Raw genomic sequence first — 19,790 nt, 5'->3', positions numbered from 1 at the left:
TCCAGGGCCTTTCAGACGACCTGATGTTCCTGACAGAATGCGAACAGCTCCTGGTCGGAGTGGACACATAATTTGCGCATGACCGAAGTCTTCTGAGTACTGACGGTCTTTGCGCTACGTTGGAGACTGGTAGCGATATCCTTGAGCCGCTCACCCGCCAAAAACAGCCGCAGCACTTCTGCCTCTTTGATTGAAATACTCGCAATACGCTCACTGACTGACGACGTAGAGGCCATCACACTGTCAGGCTCAAGAGTGAAGTTACCTTTGTAGATGCCGCCCTTGGAGATAGTGCGCAGCGCCACATTTATTTCATCAAGGTTGATGCTTTTCTGCAGCACGCCGGACACTCCGCAATCGTAGAGACTCCCCAGAATCGAACGGTTGTTCAGCATGGTCAGCACCAGAAAACGTACCTGAGGGAAATGGCGTACCAGATAGCTGATCAGGCGCATGCCATCGCCATAGTGCTCATCGCCTGGCATGTAGAAATCAGTGATCACGATATCCGGCGAATGTTCGTTGATGGCACTCATCAACTCGCCAGACGTCTTGGCCACGCTCACCACGTCATACAGGCCGTCACTCTCGATAGTTTCTTTCACCCCTGCCAATACAATGGGGTGATCATCGGCCAGCACCACTTTTATTTTATTCATGCTAAGACTGTCCTTGAAAAAGAAATGATCAAACCGCTCCTGCCACTTTCCATAGCGTTCATAACTTTTCCATCTCCTGCGTGATTTGCTCGAGGACATCCTCTACTTCACGCCGTCTTTCATCCACCCACCCCTCTGCATCCAATTGCGCTTCAATAGCCACGCAACGATCGAGCAGGTCCTGTGCCTGAACCACCGACAACCCACCGCGTATCCGGTGCAACATGGAGCCCACTGCCTTGGCATCTTTGTCCCGCACTGCGGCGCGAGTTTTGGCCAGGTCTTCCTTGAACGTCTGAATGAACACATCACGCAACTGACTGGACACTTGCATGACACTTTTTTCTTCCGACGCCTCTTGCGCAGGCAGTATTGCGCCGTCCAGATGTCCGCAGAGCTTCAACAACACATTGTGCAGGGTTTGCAATGACATCGGCTTGACCACACAGGCATTCATGCCCACCCCGATACAGCGCTCCTCTTCTTCACGCATCGCGTTGGCGGTCACGCCGACAATGGGAGTGTTGCTATCGGATCGACGTAGCGCCGTGGTCAATTCATACCCATTCATTTCCGGCATATTGACGTCAGTCAGCACGACATCGAAAGCATCATGATCCCAGAGTCGCAGCGCTTCCACGCCGTTGGACGCCAATGCCACGCTGCACCCCAACTGCTGGAGTTGCTCCTTGAGCAAGGTCTGATTGATAGGGTTATCTTCGGCTACGAGCACATGCAGACTGAACCGACACCAACGCTGTATCGCCTCGCAGCTTTCACCCTCAGCCAGCGGCTCGCCCTGGGCCAGTGCCACTGCCCGTAACAAGCCCTTGATGCTGTGCAGACTGACGATATATCCATCGGAGGTACGTTGTGGTTTGACCAGCCCCTCTTCCGAGCAACGTACCCGCTCACCACTCCATTCCAGTTCCGGCAAGAGCTCCGGGATCACATCGACAAGCACCGCGCCAGGATAACGGTCATCGGATACCTCACTACCGGTCACCGCCAGCGCTCCGAAATGCGACAGCCAGTTACAGACGCTGATGGCCAACTCCTTGATGGGAGCGCGTACTGCAACGGCCTCGTTCTTCAGGGTGAATCCAGGCAGGAGCGGATACTCACCAGGCACAACCGTGAGCGGCAAGCTCAATGTGAAACTGCTGCCCAGTCCTGTGTCACTGACGATCGCCAGGTTGCCGCCCATCATTTGCGTCAGTCGCCAGCAAATCGACAGGCCGAGCCCAGTACCGCCCACGGTGTGCTGCTGGCTGTGCGCCTGATAGAAGGGTTCGAACAGGCGGACCTGATGCTCGCTGGAAATGCCACAGCCGGTATCGGTGACCTGCCACTGAAATTGCCACCCGCCCTCGACCGGCTCGCTTTTGACCCTCAAGGCGATCCGTCCGACATCGGTGAACTTGATGGCATTGCTGAGCAAATTGTTGAGTATCTGCCGAATTCTGGCTGCGTCGCCTCTGAGTCTTCGCGGCAGCTCGACTTCCACACAGGCATAGAGGTGCAGCCCTTTGGCGCCCGCAGCAGCCGAGTAGGACTGCAGGACATCCTCGATCATTTCCAATGGCGTGAACTCGACGTGTTCGATCGCCAGTTGCCCGGCTTCAATTTTCGACACGTCCAGAATGTCGCTGATCACCTGCAAGAGAATCGAGGAGGAACGTTGCATGGTTTGCACCTGCGAACGTTGCAGGGCATTGAGTGGCGACAGGGTCAGGAGCTCCAGGGTACCGAGCACACCATACAGCGGTGTGCGAATTTCATGGCTCATGGTCGCCAGGAATACGGTCTTGGCCTCATTCGAGGCATCCGCCGATTGCTTGGCTTCAGCCAGTGCTCGCTCCGCCAGCTTGTAAGCACTGATGTCACTGAATGCACAAAGCACCACGTCTTCGCCTTGATAGCGCGACGGCGAAAAACTGACTTCCAACTGTCGGTCGTTGATTGTGATCGATAGATGCTTGTCCCCGACGGCTCCAGCCGATTCGGCTACGGAAGGCCAGCCGCGGCTGAGCTGACTGATGGTTTGTGTGTCTCCCAGCCATTGCAGTGCCAGGTCATTCTCCATGACCACCTTGCGATCTTTGCGCGCCAGCACGCACAACGCCACAGGTGCATTCTGAATGATCGCGCGGCTGAACGAGTCGCTCTCTACAACCCTGTCATGAGCCCGACGAGCAGGTACGACCACCCTCAAGGCATACCAGCGCAACAAGAAATAACCTACGACAACAAACGCCAGGCATACAGCCAGCAATACCAGTAACTGCCACTTGGCATATTGAAAAAAACTTCGGTAATCAAGGTGATAGTAACCACGCCAGCCATCTTTGCTGGTGGTCTTGACCAGGAACCCGGCACTGGTCAATTGCAACCCTTCTTGAGCATCATCGAAGCTGGGTATCTTGCCCGTCAGCAGCAATCCATCGGGGGTGATGAGTTCCATGGCATCGAACACCGTCCAGTCGCTAAGGCGAGAAGAATCGGTAATTGAACGCAGATCCAGCAACGAGGCGATGACCAATTGACGCTTCGATTGATCGTGGGCCCACAGGTTTTGCGGTGTGTCGGTGTACATGTAGGTAATGAACTTGATAGACGACCCGTCACCCTGAACATGATTGGCCGGCGCCCACATCACGGCATTATCCGATTGTGCCGGGCGGAACTTCAAAATTTGCTTTTTCAGGTTTTCACTCAGCTCCAGGTAGTCGCTCTGACCGATCTGTCCATCTTCCCTTGATGCAGTGGCTGCCGGAACACCGATACTGATTGAGCTATCAAGATCAAGCAGCAGCGTTTGCGGCGCAGCATAAGAAGAAATGCTCCAATACGAGCCGTACAAATTAGAAACCAGCACGCCAAACTTTCCAATACCGGCAACTTCATCCTGCGAAGCCATCTCAGTGGGAACAGCCAGAGTGAACGGCATGGAAAAGGAGAATTCGCGTCCTTCGTAGATCAAGGAGTCGCGCGCTTCCTTGAGTAAGCGATGCTGAAACGGAATGACTGCCTGATCCCGTTTTTGTGTCACCTCATCGCTATGCCTGGCAACACGCAGCAAGAACTCTTCCTGCTCATGGATGTTGCCCATCAGGCGAGAGAAGTGAAATTCGATCTTGAACAATTGCTCCTGGACCAGACGCTCGGCAGCCCAGTAGGTCATGGTGAACAACAGAATTGCCAGCGAAACCGCTACGATCAGTAGCATGTTCAATCGCAAGGAGGTACGGGCAAAATTTTTAATTAGATTATCGTTTCCCATAAACCATCCGACTGATTCAACCCAGTGAGAAGCCTAGAGGACCGACTGTTTCATCATCGACCCTCCTGTTGTAGCAAAGCCGAAAACGATTCTTTCGAGACGGCTTTGGAAATCAAAAAGCCCTGTACCGCGTCACACTCGAACTGACGCAATAACGCCAGCTGCGCGTGATTCTCAACACCCTCTGCGACGACTTCAAGCCCCAGATGCTGCCCCAGTGCAATAATACTTTTGAGCGCTACCGCAGTACTTTCTTCATGTTCGCAATTGGCGATCAGAGCCCGGTCGATTTTCAACTCGGTAAAGGGTGTTTTGACCAGGTTGTAAAAAGAACTGAACCCTTGTCCGAAGTCATCCTGGGCCAATCCGAAACCTTTCATTCGCAACCGGCATACCCCGGCAATGTAGTGACTGAGCAACTCAGTCATGCTGCATTCGGTCAGTTCGAAACACAACTTGGATGGCATGCCGTTCAAGCGTAGAACACATTCGTGAAGCCGATCGGGCAAGGTGGAGTCATTCAACAAATGTGTCGGCAGGTTGATCGAAACCGGAACTCGAAAGCCGTTGTTCTGCCAGTTGAATTGGGCCTCAACGGTTTGTTCGATCATGCAGAACAACAATGCCTCTTCCAGTCCGGCATCAACCATCTGCGATAAAAACTGCCCTGGCAACAAAGTACCCAAGGTTGGATGCTCCCAGCGCACCAACGCTTCGGCCGAAGCGATCTTGCCACTTCTCAACGCCTTCTTCGGCTGAAACCACGCTTTGAACTGCCCCTGTTCCAAGGCCTCTTCCAACTGCTGTCGATTGAATACCAACACCGGAGCCAGTGCACTTTCGGGGATCGGCTGAGGAGCCGCACACTTCTCGATCAAGCTCCTGATCGAGGCCGGCATGGCAGGCTTGGAAATCGTATCGATCACTTCGATTCCCAGCATTTCAGCCACGGTACAGGCACTTCCCAGCATGCGCCGCGAGGACGAGCTCATCAGTGCCAGGCGGGGCGGCCTCTTCGACAACGACAGCTGCTGGATGAACTGCACGCCATCGAGCTCCGGCATCATCAGATCACTGAGCACCAGATCGAAGTCTCGCTTGTCCAGCCATTGCAGGGCTTCCTGTCCATCAGCGGCAATCTCGATGCGATGCACGCCCTCAGCCTTGAACAGCGATTTCAGATATTCGCGTTGAAAATGGTGATCTTCGACGATCAATACACTCATGGCGCACATACGATTTTCTCCGGCTTTAATGCGTTCAAACTGTTGAACAGGGACAGAAGATCCACGGGTTTTGTCAAACACAAGTTCATGCCCGAATCGAGACAGCGCGCAGTCTCTTCGGGGTCAGTGTTGGCGGTTGCGCCCACGATCGGTACGGCACAACCAATGCGCCGCATTTGCCGCACCAATTGGTGGCCATCCATGCCAGGCATGTTGATGTCGGTCAGCACCAGATCGAAGGTGCCGCATGCCCATTGCATCAGCGCTTCGCGCCCGTCACTGGCCAGAGTCACCTCACAGCCCAGCACTTCGAGTTGTTCTTTGAGCACCAACTGATTGATGGGGTTGTCTTCGATCACTAACACTCGTTGCAACAATTGACGAAAGGGTTCGGCGCTGGCCTCGGCATGAGTCTGGCTGCTGCCTTGAGCCAGGCTGACCGCCTGGCCGATAGCGTGAATATTGTTGAGGTTGACCTCCCAGGCGGTGTCCGTCAGTACGGGTTGCCCTGGCGCCCCAAGGTAAGCCCGTACCCGCGAACTGCTGGGTAATAGCAGCGGTCTGGCGGCGTCGTTCTCAACGATCAGTTCCACCAATGTCGCCTTGGGCGGCAGTTGCAACTCGGTACTGTTGAGGATCTGCGCGGACGCCCCCCAGCGGTTCAACCAACCGCATACGTTCTCTGCCGCTTCCTGGAGAGGAGAGCTGACGAAAACCGGTAACGATGCCAGGCGAATGCCCTGCTCGCTCATGCTCTCCGGGCGACCCTGCTCCAGCGGCAACGACAAGGTGAAACTGCTACCCAGCCCGTAGGCACTGACCAGACGGATATCGCCATTCATCAACTCGGCCAGACGCTGACAAATAGACAAGCCCAACCCGGTACCGCCGGCTCGGCTCTGACGGTCTCCAGCCTGATAGAAGGGTTCGAACAGACGACTTTGTTCTTCCACGCGAATGCCGCAGCCGGTGTCGGTCACTTGCCAAAGCAGGTTCAACCGTTCGCAATCGCGACTTTCGATCCTGACGCGCAACACCACGCGACCGGAGTCAGTGAACTTCAAGGCATTACCCAGCAGATTGCTGAGAATCTGCCGAATCCGCGCTACATCTCCGCGCATCATCGTCGGCAGTTTCGGGTCGCAGAACGCTTGCAGGATCAATCCCTTGCGTTGTGCTGCCGCGGAAAACATCTGGATCAACTCCTGCACCAATTCGCAGGGGTTGAAATCATCGGGCTCAAGCATCAACTGACCAGCTTCGATCTTGGAGACATCCAATACATCGTTGATCAAATGCCCCAAGGTCGACGCTGAGCGCTGCATGGCATCAAGATAGTTCGCCTGCTGCGGTTCGAGCTTCGTCAAGCCAAGCAACTCCAGCGTGCCGAGCAAGCCATAAAGAGGCGTGCGAATTTCGTGGCTGATGGTCGCGAGAAAGACGCTTTTAGCCTCGTTGGTAGCATCGGAATGCTGCTTGGCCCGAGCCAATGCCAGCTCCATCTGCTTGCGCGCACTGATGTCGCTGAAGGCACAGAACAGCACGTCCTCCCCCTTGTAGCGGGTAGGCACCGAGCTCAGGTACAAATGATGGCCACTGGCAGTCTCCAACTCTTCGCAGACGGGTGAATTGTCGTCGAACGCGCGTCGTATCCAGTCCTGATCCAGAGCAATACGCTGTGCGTCTCCACCTAGCCATTGCACGCACAGACGATTTTCCAGTACCACCTGGCCATCAAGACGCCGCAACACACACAGGGCTACCGGAGCCGTGTCGATGACCGTACGACTGAACTCTTCACTTTCGATCAAGGCTTCCAAGCGGTGCAGAGCCGGGTTGACCAACCGCCGATTGATCCGCAGCACCAAACGCTGAACGCCCATGGCCATCAGGCCGAATACCAACAGGGCCAGCACGGAGTCCCGCCACAGCGGCGTCAACAGTGCCTTGAATGGCACGTAGTAAATCAGCACCCACTTTGAACCACCGATGCTTTTGGTCAGAGCCAGATAACCAAGGCTCAGACCGCGGCCAGTAAAACCGAAACTGTCTTTGGACCAGACCCTGGAGAAATAGACACTCAAGTCATTGCCAGGCGTACTGCTCAACACTTGCTGGCGCGCCTTGTTCAACAACAGATAACCATCCGAACCTTGACCGATCAGCCCCACCGCCAACTCTTTGCCGACCATTTCCAGCCCGAGCCACCCAGCATCCTTCTCATTGGAAATGCGTCGAAATATGTAGATTCGCGTGAGCGGATCACCAGGATCGTTCAACCAGATAAACTGCTGCTTGCTTGCCATCGTCGTCGTAGCCAGCGCATTGAGCACATTGTTCGGCAGGACGTAATGATCGAAGCTGCGATCGTAGATGCGGCTGATGGTGTGCTCTGCATTGTTGGATACGTACACAAGACCGAGCTGAAACTCTTCCAGCTCGTGGATATCGCGCCCAGACAGAGTCAGGCTCCAGGGGGAGTCGTAGTTGCCCAGCAGGACTCTCTTACGTTGGTCCTGGCCCAGAGGAACCTCCAGCGCCTCGGGAGGAGAGACTACATCTGGCGCATTCAAATGAACCGAACGGCTGAAATGCAGCAGCAGGGCCTCACGCTGAAACAACGACTCTTGAACTTTGAAAACTTCATCGTTCATCACTCGGCGGTGCTTGGAGATTTCGTTACTTAAACTGGACACCCAATAGAAGCAGAGACCGCAGAACAGGCACAACAGGAGTAGCCAGGCCAAAAGCAGAAGGAGCTTGCCAACCGCCTTGGGCGAGGAAAAGTTCTTGTCCAGTGGTTGAAGAAACTGTTTGTATTTCATGCATCCAAGGTTAGGGATACCAGCAAACAGAACCTATCGGAAAATCCCTAAAGCCACCTTTGTGCGCTCAGACCAACCCATGATGCAATTAACAAGAACATCGACCTTCATTACCTTGCCTGATTAGGCGGACATCCATCCAGGCGGCAGAGGGTTCGGCAGCCCTGCGCGTTATACCTGTGTAGCTTCCCCCCCCTTCTTTCCAGTTCACCTGATCGCTACGACGCGAGCTTCAACGCCTTCCCCCACTCCCCTCCGAATCAGCTCGCGCTGCCCTGGAACTTCTTGCGGTAAGCCGCCGGCAGCAGGCCGACCCGTTGCTGGAACAGCCGGCGAAACGAGTTGCTGTCTTCGTAGCCCACCTTGTAGGTGATGCTGTCCAGGGTCATGCGCGTGGATTCCAGCAGCTCCTTGGCCTTTTCCAGGCGCAGGGTCTGCAGATAGGCCAGGGGCGTGTAGCCAGTGGCCTCCTTGAAACGGCGCTTGAAGTTCCTCACGCCGAAGCCGAAGCGCCGGGCCGTGTCGTCGATCAGCAGCGGCTGGTCGAAGTGTTCCTCCAGCCAGTCCTGGACCCGCAGGATCTCGCCATCCCCATGGCTCTTCGGCAATGACCACATGACATACACCGACTGCTCGCTGCGCACCTTGTCGATCAGCAGGTACTTGCCGCATTTCTGCGCCAGCTCCAGGGACGCGAATCGCCGCACCAGATGCAACAGCAGGTCCATGGCCGCGCTCGCACCGCCGCTGGTGATCAGGCCCCGGTCCTCGCAGAGAAGCTGCCCCTCGTCCAGTTCGACCCCGGCATAACGCCGCCTGAACGGCTCGGCGAAAGCCCAGTGGGTGGTGACGCGGGCGTCCTTCAGCAGGCCGGCTTCGGCCAGCAGGAAAGTGGCCGTGCACATCGAGGCCAGCACCGCACCCTGGGCGTGCTGTTGTCGCAGCCAGGGCCCATGCCCGGCAAATGCCGGCAAGGCCTCCTTCAGGGTGAAGAGAAAACCGGGGATCAGCACCAGGTCGGTCCGGGCGATCTCGGCCACGGACTGCTGCACCCGCAGCGCTTGCCCGCCCCAGGCGCTGACATCGGCGCCATCGAGCGAGGCGACCACCACCTCGAACGGCGCGCTGGCGGTCTCGGCGAACAGATTGGCGGCGCCCAGCACCTCCAGGGCCAGGGTGGCGCTGGCGGCGGAACAGTGGTCGGCCAGGAGCAAGGTGACGTGCATAGTGAATTCCGTTGCGCTTTTCGCATGAAAAAAGTCATTTGCGCACCTAGCTTAGTCGATTCCCCTTGCCTAAAGTGCGGCCATCCTTTCAATCATCGGTGTACTCATGAATCTCTGGTTCCGCATGCTGCTCATGCTGTTTCGTCGTCCGTGGCGCAGGCCGGTCGAAGGCCTGGCCACCACCGTCGTGCGCATGCGCGTCTGGCCGCTCGACCTCGACCTCAACCGCCACGTCACCAACGGCCGCTACTTCACCCTGGCCGACCTCGGGCGCATGGACTTCGTCCTGCGCAGCGGCGCCTACCGCGTGGCCCTGCGCCACAGGGCGGTGCCGATCGTTGGCGATGTGTGGGGCAAGTTCCGCCGCGAACTGAAGCTGTTCGAAGCCTTCGAGGTCCACAGCCGGATCCTCGGCTGGGACGAGAAATGGAGCTTTATGGAACACCGCTTCGTGAGCAAAGGCCGGGTCACCGGCGTGGTGGTGATGCGCGGCCTGTTCCGCTCGGCCAAAGGCACGATCGCCCCCGGTGAGTTCGTCCACGAGCTGGGCCTGGACCAATCGCCCGAGCTGCCACAGTGGCTGAAAGACTGGTCGCAAAGCTGCGATGACATGAGTGTGCAACTGCGCGCGGAAGAAAACCCGGCGCGTTGAGGCAAGTCGCTGAGACAACAACGCCATTGCCGACCCAGGTCGACAATGGCGTTGATGCGCGACAGCCAGCGTTTGACCGAGTGAGCGAGCGGCGCGCCCGCCCACTCACTCAATGCGGAGCGCGGGGGATGGTCTTGAGCAGGTCTTCGGGGCTGATATGGCCGACCACGCTGCCCGGTTGCGGCATGTTGAGGATGTGGCCTTTCATCTTGCCGATGATGTGCATCTCGCACGGCTTGCAGTCGAACTTCAGGGTCAGCACTTCGTCACCGTGGATCAGCTGCATCGGCGCCACCTTGGTGCGCACGCCGGTGACGCCCTTGGCCTGTTTCGGGCACAGGTTGAAGGAGAAACGCAGGCAGTGCTTGGTGATCATCACCGGCACTTCGCCGGCCTCTTCGTGGGCCTCGTAGGCCGCATCGATCAGCTTCACCCCATGGCGGTGATAGAAGTCGCGGGCCTTCTGGTTGTAGACGTTGGCCAGGAACGACAGGTGCGATTCCGGATACACCGGTGGCGGCGTGGTCTCGGCCTTGCGGCCGCCACGCGGGTGGGCGGCGACCCGCGCGGCGGTCAAGGCTTCGATCACTTCCCGGCGCAACGCCTTGAGCTGCGAGTTGGGGATGAAGTAAGCCTGCGGCGCATCGAGCTTGATGTCGATGGCGTGGTACTGCGTGGTGCCGAGCTGGCCGAGCAGGTCCTGCAATTGCTCCAGCGCCTGCTCCGGCTTGTTGGCGACGCCGAACGGGCCGTTCAGGGTCACGCTGGCGCTGATCCCCTCTTCACTGGTCGCGGTCACTTCCAGTTGCTCTTCACGCAGGCGCGCGACCCAGCTCAGGGCCACGCGACGTTCGGCGGACGTCTTCTGCAGGGCCTGTTGCCAGTTGTGATCGAGGTTGCGGTTCAGCGGGTGGTTCGGCCGCAGCTTGTAAAGGCCTTCCGGCATCTCGTTGGGCTCGACGCGATAGCGATAGCGCTTCTCGCCGTCCTCTTCGAACTCGCCCTTGGGCTCGGCAATGTTGGCGCGAAAACCCACCACTTCGCGCTTGACCAGCACGTTGAGGCCGTCACCGTTGGACAGCGGCTCGTGAGTTACCACTTGCAGGTCGCGCTTGGCGACTTTCTCCACCACGCCCACCGGCAGGCCGGTGAAGGTCGGCGAGTCGAAGGCGCCGATGTCGATCTTGCGATCGGTGACGAAATAATCGGTGCTGCCGCGGTGGAAGGTCTTTTCCGGGTCGGGCAGGAAGAAGTGCGCGGTGCGGCCGCTGGAGGCGCGGGCCAGGTCCGGGCGGTCTTCGAGCACATCGTCCAGGCGCTGGCGGTAGTAGGCGGTGATGTTCTTCACATAGCCCATGTCCTTGTAGCGCCCTTCGATCTTGAACGAGCGCACGCCGGCCTCCACCAGGGCGCGGATGTTGGCGCTCTGGTTGTTGTCCTTCATCGACAGCAGGTGCTTCTCGTAGGCGATCACCCCGCCCTTTTCGTCCTTGAGGGTGTACGGCAGGCGGCAGGCCTGGGAGCAGTCGCCCCGGTTGGCGCTGCGGCCGGTCTGTGCATGGGAGATGTTGCACTGGCCGGAGAAGGCCACGCACAGCGCGCCGTGGATGAAGAACTCGATCGCCGCGTCGGTTTCGTCGGCGATGGCGCGGATTTCCTTGAGGTTCAGCTCGCGGGCCAGGACCAGTTGCGAGAAGCCGGCCTGGTCGAGGAACTTGGCCCGCGCCAGGGTGCGGATATCGGTCTGGGTGCTGGCATGCAGCTCGATCGGCGGAATGTCCAGCTCCATCACGCCCAGGTCCTGGACGATCAGCGCGTCGACGCCGGCGTCGTACAACTGGTGGATCAGCTTGCGCGCCGGCTCCAGCTCGTTGTCGTGGAGGATGGTGTTGAGGGTGGTGAAAATCCGCGCGTGGTAGCGCCGGGCGAACTCCACCAGCTCGGCGATTTCACTCACCTCGTTGCAGGCGTTGTGGCGCGCGCCGAAGCTTGGGCCGCCGATGTACACGGCGTCGGCGCCATGCAGGATGGCCTCGCGGGCGATGGCTACATCGCGGGCAGGGCTGAGCAATTCCAGGTGATGCTTGGGCAAGGACATATTTTTTTAGTCAGGCTTGTCACGGTCGAGGCGCGCATTGTAGCGGCGAAACGCCTGACCGGCACCCGTGTACTGCCCGGTGGCGCGAACTCGCCGAGCGGCGCCACCGGCTAAAGACTGGAACTCAGGCCTTGGCCGCCATCGCGGTGACTTCCACGCGCATGCCTTCGACCGCCAGGGACGCCACGCCAACGGCGGCGCGCACCGGCCAGGGCTTGGCGAAGAAGCGCTGGTAGACCTCGTTGAACGCGGCGCGGTCGGCCATGTCGGTGAGGTAGATGGTCAGGTGCAGTACCCGGTCCATGGAGCTGCCGGCCTTTTCCAGCGCTACCTTGAGCGCCTGCAGGGTGCACTCGCTCTGCGCGGTGATGCCGCCCAGTTCCAGGCTGCCGTCGGCGCGGGTGGGGATCTGGGTGGAAACCAGGATGCCAGCGAAACCGGCGACGTCAGAGGAAATGGAGTCGGCGTCGGGATCGGGAATGAAGTCGATATCGTGGTTGGCCATGGGGCTCTCTTGTTCGGGGTGATAAAGGATGGCCGGCGCCTCGCTGGACAACGGCTTTGGCGCGCCAGTTTACAGCCCCGGCGCCGGGTCGTGCGGGAATCGGCTGGAAAACCCAGACCGCCCTCCTCGCCCGGTGGCAGCCTGTAACACTCCAGGGCGCGGGCGACGCTGCCGCCCAACTATTATCCCTGTCAGGCATTTATCGCCGACAGGCCCTCGACATCCTGCTGGCCATTCGCGCATCAATACGGAGAACCAACCCATGAAGATCGTGATCACCAGCGTGGTCGTCGACGACCAGGCCAAGGCCCTGGCCTTCTACCGGGACGTGCTGGGTTTTCAGCTCAAGCACGACATCGCCATGGGCGAGCACCGCTGGCTGACGCTGACCTCGCCCGGCGACCCCGACGGCGTCGAGTTGCTGCTGGAGCCCGACGCCCACCCGGCCGCCAAGCCGTTCACCTCGGCGCTGAAACGCGATGGCATTCCCTTCACCTTCTTCGGGGTCGAGGATGTGCACGCCGAATATGCCCGGCTGAGCGCCCTGGGCGTGCAGTTCACCCGGCCGCCGACGGTCGCCGGCCCGGTGACCCTAGCGGTCTTCGACGACACCTGCGGCAACCTTATCCAGATCGTCCAGCAGAACTGAACAGCCATGGCATGGCGAACTGGAGGCAGGCCCTCGACGATCTCATTGGATTGCGCGAAGCCTGAATAATCAGCTTCGCGCAGATATCCACTCGCTCCCCGTTTCACGGCCTGCCGGGCATGACGCCACCAACCATCACTGCCGTCGATCATTCAAATCATGAAAGCGGATTTTTTATTTTCCGCCGATGCCTTCAGAATGGCGCCACCTTCAATACCGTCGGACAAGTACGTCATGAATATCAATTTTGCGGTCGCCTGCATGATCGTGGTTTCCTTTGCCATCGCCCTGCTCCACACCTGATCGGCAGCCCCGCTCGACATCGCACCCGGCCATCGGCACGGGTGCAGGCCACTGACTTGCCGCGTTCCCCACGCGGCATTTGTGTTTAAAATGCCCACCCTTTTCCGTTGCTGGCCCCTGCGATGAACCCCGAAGCCCTCTCCATCCTGCACCATCACCTGCTGACAGCCCTGGCGTCCGCTCCCGCGGAAACCCGGCGCCTGTTCCATGGCCGCGGGCGTTGCTGGCCGGGGCTGGAGCAAGTGACCGTGGACTGGCTGCAGGGCGTGGTGCTGGTGGCGCTGTTCAAGGAGCCGGAGCCGGAACAGCTGGAGGCGCTCAAGCAGTTGCTGCTGGCGATCAGCACCTCGCCGCAGTGGCAGGCCTGTGGCGCCCATACCCTGTTGCTGCAACACCGCTATCAGCTGCAAAGCCCGGTGGACTGGCTGGTGGGCGAACCTATCGAGGAATGGACCCTGGTCGAGGAAGGCCTGCGGTATCGGGTGGACCTGGGCAAGAAGCAGAACAACGGCCTGTTTCTCGACATGCGTTACGGCCGCAACTGGGTGCGCGCCAATGCCCGGGGCAAGCGCGTGCTGAACCTGTTCGCCTACACCTGCGGCTTCTCGGTGGCGGCCATCGAGGGCGGCGCGACCCATGTGGTCAACCTCGACATGTCGCGCCCGGCCCTGAGCCGAGGCCGCGACAATCACCGGCTCAACGGCCATGACCTGAGCCAGGTAACCTTTCTCGGCCACGACCTGTTCAAGTCCTGGAGCAAGGTGAAGAACGCCGGCCCCTACGATCTGGTGATCATCGACCCGCCTTCGTTCCAGAAAGGCAGTTTCCTGCTGACCAAGGACTACGCCCGGGTACTGCGGCGTCTGCCGGAATTGCTCACCGCCGACGGCTGCGTACTGGCCTGCATGAACGACCCGGCCGTCGCCTCGGACTTCCTGATCGACGGCGTCACCCGCGAAGCCCCGGGCCTGCGCTTCGAGCAACGCCTGGACAACCCGCCGGAGTTTCCCGATACCGATATCGAAAGCGGCCTGAAGGCCCTGGTGTTCCGCCGGGTCGAATAAGCGCGCGGCGGCTCAGGCCGGGCTTGCCACAGATCCGCACCCGCAATCCACCGACCCAGGCCAGCACCTTGATAACAACCGGCACCTCCCGCCGCCGTCACACCGGCGCCTGCACCACCTCGATACCCAGGCGCCGGTAGTCCTCGATGCTGCCCGAGGCCAGGTGCTGCTCGGTGATCAGCGTATGCAGGCGATTGCACGGCGCCACGGCAAAGGGCTCCACCGCGCCAAGCTTGTCGGCGGTGGTGACCGCGACCACCTGCGAAGCACTGTCGAGCAGGGCCTGTTTCACCGGCACCTCGTCGAAGTGCAGCGAGGTGATGCCGACTTCCGGGTGAATCGCGCACACCCCGGTGAACAGCAGATCGGCGCGGATCCCCTGGATCAGGCGTACCGCCTCATGGCCGCCGGAGGACAGGGTCGCCGGGTTGAGCCGGCCGCCGGCGAGGATCACCTGGCTGCGCGGGTATTCGGCCAGGGCGATGGCGATCAGCGGCGAAGCGGTGACCGCGGTGATGCCGATATCGGCAGGTAGCGACTGGGCGATCAGCAGCGTGGTCGAGCCCGAGTCGAACATCACGATCTGCCCTTCCTGCACCCGCTGCGCGCCGAGCCTGGCCAGGTGGCGCTTGACCTCGCTGCTTTCGCCCAGGCGGGTGAACACATCCTTGCCGGTGTCCTTGGGCCGTGGCAGCGCGCCGCCATGGACCCGCTGCAGCAGCCCGGCGTCGGCCAGCTCCGCCAGGTCGCGGCGGATGGTGTCCTCCGAGACCGCGAAATGCTGGCCAAGCTCGGAAGCCATGACCTTGCCGTCGCGTTCGAGCAGTAACAGGATCTTCTGCCGGCGCACATGGGGCAGCTCGGCGACTGAATGCTGGTTTTGCATGGTTATGCCTGTTTTTGCGTGTTTATGCGAGATTAGCCAAGGCCCCGTCCAAACACAACGCTCACCCTGCGCATTGGCTGCCGGGGCCCAGGCTTGCTTTACTGATTCAATCTCAGGTCGAACCTGTCCCGCCCCACAGGCCGTGCGGCACCAGGACGTCCCCCATGATTGAAGAGGTAGCGCGCGATGGAACGTCTCAGTGCCAAAGACTTCGCCCCCGAGTTGCTCGAACTCTACGACTACTACGCCCACGGCAAGATCAGCCGCCGCGAGTTCCTCGACCGGGCGGCGGCCTTCACCCTGGTCGGGCTGGCCGCCAGCGCCACCCTCGCCGCCCTGACGCCGAACTACGCCCTGGCCGAACAGGTGTCGTTCACCGACCCGCAGATCGTCGCCGAATACATCACCTACCCCTCGCCCAAGGGCCACGAACAGGTCCGGGGTTACCTGGTGCGCCCGGCGAAAGCCGAAGGCAAGTTGCCGGCGGTAGTGGTGGCCCATGAAAACCGCGGGCTCAACCCCTATATCGAGGACGTCGCGCGGCGCCTGGCCAAGGCCGGCTTCATCGCCCTGGCTCCCGACGGCCTGACGTCGGTCGGCGGCTACCCGGGCAACGACGACAAGGGCCGCGAGCTGCAACAGAAGGTCAATCCGGAAAAGCTGATGAACGACTTTTTCGCCGCTATCGAATGGCTGCTCAAGCACGACGCCAGCACCGGCAAGGTCGGCATCACCGGCTTCTGCTATGGCGGCGGGGTGGCCAATGCCGCGGCCGTGGCCTACCCGGAGCTGGCGGCGGCCGTGCCCTTCTACGGACGCCAGCCGGACAGCGCGGAGGTCGAACGAATCCAGGCGCCCCTGCTGCTGCACTACGCCGAACTGGACACGCGCATCAACGAAGGCTGGCCGGCCTATGAGCAGGCGTTGAAAGCCGCGGGCAAGACTTACGAGGCCTATATCTACCCCGGGGTGAGCCACGGTTTTCACAACGACTCGACCCCGCGCTACGACGAGGCAGCCGCCACCCTGGCCTGGGACCGGACGCTGGCGTGGTTTCGCAAATACCTGGTCTAGCCAGCGGCTGGCAGCGGTTTGCAGGCGACGGCGCGAGCGCGCCGTCGCTTGTACTCAACGGCTCACTCCTTCAGCAACGCCGTGGCGATCACCGTGCCCATGGGCGTCGGTTGCGGGTCGTTCTGGTGCTGCACCGCGTTCAGCGCCCAGGCCTCCAGCTGCACCCGGTCCTTCTGGAAGATCATCATGTGGGTCGAACCGCCGAACTCGAAATGCCCGATCTCGGTGCCACGAGTGATGCTCACCGGGGCGGCGCCCTGATCGACGATGAACTGGGGTTCGATCACGCAGGTCGAGACCTCGACCATGCCGATGCAGATCAGCGCGACATACCCACAGGTCGGGTGCTCGAAGACAAAGATCGCCCGGGCGGCGACATGCCCCAGGTACGGCTGCGACTCGGTGCCCTCCCAGGTGCCCTCGCCTTCACCCTGGGCCGGACGCTGGGCGAAATAGGTGCCCGGCTGTACCCAGGAACGCACCAGCTTGCCATCGAGCGGCGCGTTCCAGCGGTGATAGTGGGTCGCCGACAGGAAGCCCTGGTAAGCCTGCCCACCCTGGAACGGAGCGGCCCACTGCTCCTGACCGCCGAACAGGTCCAGCAGCGAGTAATTGACGTCCTTGATCCAGAACTCGGTCTCGAACGCCACGTTGTTTTCGTACTGCCAGGGCGTGGTCTCGCAGCCGATATTGACCTGGGTGAGCGCATTGCCCAGGAACGGCCGCGCACCGGGCACGAACTTGCGGATGAAAAACGCATTCCAGGAATCGAAGCCGTAGCCGGGCAGGTTCGGATCATGCTCCATCTGCGTCCAGACCCCGGCCTCGTGGGCCGCCTTGGAAATCCACGAACCTTCTTTTTCCGGGTCGTTGATATCCAGCTTGTCGAGGGACGCGCTGCTCTTGAGGAAGCTGTTCCAGGCGTTGAGCACCTTCTTGAACTGCTGGTTGAAGGTCGTGTCGTGGAACAGCGCGACGCCCGCCTCGGTGCCCATCGACACCGCCAGGAAGGCGTTCATCGGCGTGCCGACCTGGGCCGTGGCGTTGAACGACGATGAGGTGCTGATGATCTCGTTGAGGATCTCGAAGAAGCTGTCGTAGCCGGCGATCCACAGCGCATCGCCGTCCGAATCCTTGATCTGTTCCTTGGTCGCTTCGTCCAGGGTCGCCACGTAAGCGTTCGACTGTTCGATCATCGAGTTGACCCACATGCGGTACACGCTGTTGTGGGTGACCCAGGTCTTGAACTCGATGATTTCCGCGCGCATCGGCGTCAGGGTGCCGGCCTTTTTCTTCTCGGCGATCAGGTTGCGCAGCGGCACCAGGAACCTGGCCGTGGCCCATACCCGGTTGGGCACCCAGAAGCCCATCTGGATCGGTCCGGCGTTGGCCAGCGTGAGGCGCTCGGCGCCGGTGCTTTCCAGGCGCGCCTGCCGCGAAGGCTGTTTGGGGTTGTTGAGCTGTTTGTCGTACTGAGTCATTTCTTTACTCCTTTAAAGAGGCGGCGCCCGGGCTGCGATGGCGCGGGTGCGACCAGACTGCGGTGAGGTACTGGCCAGCAAACGACTGCTCCAGCAGGCGTTCATGTCAGGGGGGCGACAAGGGTCTTGTACGGGGTTGAACGACACTCCGTGTCCTTCTCGCAATGCCGGTCCCGGGCAGAATGCGGCGGCCGAACGGCCATCTACAGGCGCGACTTGCCTGGACAAGTAAAGCTGCTCCGGCGGATTTCGGGGGGGGGCGGCAGAAATTTATATAGCCAACCGCCTCACACCCCCGCCCGGCTGGCGACCGGCGCGTGCCGGGCCATCAGTTCGGCGACCCAGTCGATGAACACCCGCAGCTTGATGCTGATATGTCGATTGGGTGGGAACGCCACGTAGATCGGCATCGGATCGAGCTGCCAGTCCTCGAACAGACGCAGCAGTTCGCCCCGCTCCTGGTGCGCCCTGGCCATGTAGTCCGGCAGCCAGAGCACGCCCAGGCCCGCCAGGCCGGCGGCGAGGTAGGCATTGCCATCGTCGACCGCCAGCACGTAGCGCCCCTTGATCTGCAGACTCTCGCCGTGGCCGCGCATGGCATACGGCAGGGCCTTGCCGGTGCGCGCCCAGAGAAAACCGACGATACGATGCAAGGAGTCCTCCAGCTCGCGCGGATGCGCGGGAGTGCCGAGACGCTCCAGGTAGCTGGGCGCCGCATACACGCCCAGCTGGAGATCGCCGATCCGCCGCGCCATCAGCGATTGGTCCGTCAGCTCGCCGCCGCGCACCACGCAATCCACATTCTCACCCAGCACATCGACGATGCGGTCGCTGACGCCCAGGTCGATCTGGATGTCCGGGTAGCGGGCGTGAAACCCGGGCAGCGCCGGGACCAGGATCATGCTCGCCAGCGGGCTGGGTACATCCACCCGCAAACGCCCCCTGGGCACCGCCGAGGCGCTGGACAGGCTGGTCTCGGCATCGTCGAGGTCGGCCAGCAGGCGCACCACGCGCTCGTAATACACCGCGCCATCGGCCGTCAGGTGGACCCGGCGCGTGGTGCGGTTGAGCAACTTGACCCGCAGGCGCGCCTCCAGCTGCTGCACCAATTGCGTCACGCTGGTCTTGCTCATGTGCAGCGTATCGGCAGCCCTGGTGAAGCTGCCCGCCTCCACCACCCGGGCAAAGGCCTGCATCGCATCAAATCGGTCCATTTCCACCCCCGGCTAACCATTGGATTGTTTGGATTCCACAAACAGTGATGGCTACGGTTGCTCGTTTATCGGCCAGGCACAAGTGCCTAGAGTCAGCTTCATCGTTCATTCCAGGTCGGCTTCGACCCTTATCGATGGAGGCAACACATGACTCAACGCGACGTGGTTTTTCCACCCGGACGCCAGGCGCTTTACGAGCGCAACCGCTACTCGCCGGCGATCCGCTCCAATGGCTTTTTGTTCGTTTCGGGGCAGGTCGGCAGCAGCGCCGATGGCTCGCCCGAGCCGGACCTCGAGGCCCAGGTGCGCCTCGCGTTCACCAACCTCAACGCAATCCTGGCGGCCGCCGGCAGCTCCTTCGACGACGTGATCGATGTCACGGTGTTTATCGTCGATCCCGAAACCCGCTTCGAAACCATCTGGAAGGTGGTGCCGGAATTCTGGGGCCAGGCGCCGCACCCGACGCTGACCGCCGTAGGCGTGACCTGGCTCTATGGCTTCGACTTCGAGATCAAGGTCATCGCCAGGCTGCCGGAAAGCACCGCCGGCTGATTCACGCCTCTCGACCGGGTCGCGGCCGTGACCCGGGATTCCACGGCCGCCGGGCAGATCAGCCTTGCCCACGCCTGACCCAGCATCACCCAT

At 60.6% G+C, this 19,790-nt stretch carries 16 protein-coding genes; 5 read left to right on the top strand and 11 right to left on the bottom strand.

Going from position 1 to position 19,790, the window contains the following annotated elements; translation table 11 throughout:
• Positions 1-11 precede the first annotated feature (11 nt).
• From H0I86_RS11915 to H0I86_RS11895, 5 genes are all read right to left on the bottom strand, one after another.
• Positions 12-659 carry a response regulator gene (locus H0I86_RS11915; RefSeq protein WP_009043247.1) on the bottom strand — a complete coding sequence of 216 codons (648 nt, stop codon included), beginning with the start codon at positions 657-659 and terminating at the stop codon, positions 12-14.
• Between the two features lie 58 nt (positions 660-717).
• Positions 718-3,942 carry a hybrid sensor histidine kinase/response regulator gene (locus H0I86_RS11910; RefSeq protein ID WP_180925155.1) on the bottom strand — a complete coding sequence of 1,075 codons (3,225 nt, stop codon included), beginning with the start codon at positions 3,940-3,942 and terminating at the stop codon, positions 718-720.
• 53 nt (positions 3,943-3,995) lie between these two features.
• Positions 3,996-5,177, bottom strand: coding sequence for a response regulator cyclic di-GMP phosphodiesterase PvrR (gene pvrR / locus H0I86_RS11905; protein ID WP_180925154.1), 1,182 nt, complete (start codon positions 5,175-5,177; stop codon positions 3,996-3,998).
• On the bottom strand, positions 5,165-7,993 hold the full coding sequence (locus H0I86_RS11900) for an ATP-binding protein (RefSeq protein WP_180925153.1): 2,829 nt from the start codon (positions 7,991-7,993) through the stop codon (positions 5,165-5,167). The genes pvrR and H0I86_RS11900 overlap by 13 nt, the downstream gene beginning before the upstream one ends.
• 260 nt (positions 7,994-8,253) lie before the next feature.
• Positions 8,254-9,219 carry a GlxA family transcriptional regulator gene (locus tag H0I86_RS11895; RefSeq protein WP_180925152.1) on the bottom strand — a complete coding sequence of 322 codons (966 nt, stop codon included), beginning with the start codon at positions 9,217-9,219 and terminating at the stop codon, positions 8,254-8,256.
• 106 nt (positions 9,220-9,325) lie between these two features.
• Here H0I86_RS11895 and H0I86_RS11890 point away from each other — a divergent pair, with 106 nt between their 5' ends.
• Positions 9,326-9,871 (top strand): thioesterase family protein, encoded by a 546-nt coding sequence (locus H0I86_RS11890; RefSeq protein ID WP_180925151.1) that lies wholly within the window; start codon positions 9,326-9,328, stop codon positions 9,869-9,871.
• A gap of 109 nt (positions 9,872-9,980) precedes the next feature.
• Here the strand turns inward: H0I86_RS11890 and H0I86_RS11885 are convergent, their stop codons facing one another.
• Entirely contained in the window at positions 9,981-11,969 is a 1,989-nt protein-coding gene (locus H0I86_RS11885; protein ID WP_180925150.1) for a peptidase U32 family protein, read from the bottom strand.
• A gap of 124 nt (positions 11,970-12,093) precedes the next feature.
• A complete protein-coding gene (locus H0I86_RS11880) occupies positions 12,094-12,474 on the bottom strand; it encodes a RidA family protein (protein ID WP_009048334.1) in 381 nt (126 codons plus the stop codon).
• A 262-nt stretch (positions 12,475-12,736) separates the two neighbouring features.
• On the opposite strand from H0I86_RS11880, the gene H0I86_RS11875 reads away from it, so the two are divergent.
• Positions 12,737-13,123: a VOC family protein gene (locus H0I86_RS11875; protein ID WP_038580070.1), complete on the top strand. Its 387-nt coding sequence runs from the start codon at positions 12,737-12,739 to the stop codon at positions 13,121-13,123.
• Between the two features lie 152 nt (positions 13,124-13,275).
• Here the strand turns inward: H0I86_RS11875 and H0I86_RS32120 are convergent, their stop codons facing one another.
• Positions 13,276-13,407 (bottom strand): hypothetical protein, encoded by a 132-nt coding sequence (locus H0I86_RS32120; RefSeq protein ID WP_016702842.1) that lies wholly within the window; start codon positions 13,405-13,407, stop codon positions 13,276-13,278.
• A 141-nt stretch (positions 13,408-13,548) separates the two neighbouring features.
• Between H0I86_RS32120 and H0I86_RS11870 the strand changes: the two genes are divergently transcribed.
• On the top strand, positions 13,549-14,490 hold the full coding sequence (locus H0I86_RS11870) for a class I SAM-dependent methyltransferase (RefSeq protein ID WP_180925149.1): 942 nt from the start codon (positions 13,549-13,551) through the stop codon (positions 14,488-14,490).
• Positions 14,491-14,587: 97 nt separating this feature from the next.
• On the opposite strand, the gene H0I86_RS11865 is transcribed toward H0I86_RS11870, so the two are convergent.
• Positions 14,588-15,376, bottom strand: coding sequence for a DeoR/GlpR family DNA-binding transcription regulator (locus tag H0I86_RS11865; RefSeq protein WP_009048330.1), 789 nt, complete (start codon positions 15,374-15,376; stop codon positions 14,588-14,590).
• 186 nt (positions 15,377-15,562) lie between these two features.
• Between H0I86_RS11865 and yghX the strand changes: the two genes are divergently transcribed.
• The gene (gene yghX, locus H0I86_RS11860; protein WP_180925148.1) at positions 15,563-16,450 is read left to right on the top strand and encodes a YghX family hydrolase; all 888 of its coding nucleotides are present in this window, start codon (positions 15,563-15,565) and stop codon (positions 16,448-16,450) included.
• 62 nt (positions 16,451-16,512) lie between these two features.
• Here yghX and H0I86_RS11855 read toward each other — a convergent pair whose 3' ends face one another.
• Positions 16,513-17,931, bottom strand: a complete 1,419-nt coding sequence (locus H0I86_RS11855) for a phosphatidylserine decarboxylase family protein (RefSeq protein ID WP_180925147.1) — start codon at positions 17,929-17,931, stop codon at positions 16,513-16,515.
• 287 nt (positions 17,932-18,218) lie between these two features.
• Positions 18,219-19,145 (bottom strand): LysR family transcriptional regulator, encoded by a 927-nt coding sequence (locus H0I86_RS11850; protein WP_180925146.1) that lies wholly within the window; start codon positions 19,143-19,145, stop codon positions 18,219-18,221.
• 147 nt (positions 19,146-19,292) lie between these two features.
• Here H0I86_RS11850 and H0I86_RS11845 point away from each other — a divergent pair, with 147 nt between their 5' ends.
• Complete coding sequence (locus H0I86_RS11845; protein WP_180925145.1) at positions 19,293-19,697, top strand: RidA family protein; 405 nt, start codon at positions 19,293-19,295, stop codon at positions 19,695-19,697.
• Positions 19,698-19,790: the final 93 nt, after the last annotated feature.

The organism is Pseudomonas chlororaphis subsp. aurantiaca, from assembly GCF_013466605.1.
GTDB lineage: Bacteria > Pseudomonadota > Gammaproteobacteria > Pseudomonadales > Pseudomonadaceae > Aquipseudomonas > Aquipseudomonas chlororaphis_I.
The sequence above is the reverse complement of the archived record's forward strand: the minus strand, read 5'-3'. Positions and strand labels throughout refer to the sequence as shown.